We start from the raw sequence: 251 nt of genomic DNA, 5'->3' as shown, positions 1-251 counted from the left end.
TCACCTGACGGCAAAACCGTAACCGGTACGGCTGAACCGGGCAGCACGATTACTCTGAAAGATGCCAATGGCAACACCATTGGAACGGGCAAGGTCGGCAGCGACGGTAAATTTACTATCGATCTGGGTACGCCGCTCACCAACGGGGAGCAGATCACCGCCACCGCCACCGATCCGTCCGGCAATACCAGCCAGGGCGGTCAGGTCACGGCACCGGATCTCACCGCGCCGGATGCACCTGCCAATCTGGA

The 251-nt window shown here is 60.6% G+C and carries 1 protein-coding gene; it reads left to right on the top strand.

Features of this window, described 5'->3' with window-relative positions:
• Window positions 1-251: Ig-like domain-containing protein (locus tag IM267_RS09370; protein ID WP_193033251.1), on the top strand; the 251-nt coding region annotated here is incomplete at both ends.

The sequence above is a fragment of the Enterobacter cloacae complex sp. P15RS genome, from assembly GCF_014895905.1.
GTDB classification, from domain to species: Bacteria; Pseudomonadota; Gammaproteobacteria; order Enterobacterales; family Enterobacteriaceae; genus Enterobacter; species Enterobacter quasihormaechei.
The sequence above is the reverse complement of the archived record's forward strand: the minus strand, read 5'-3'. Positions and strand labels throughout refer to the sequence as shown.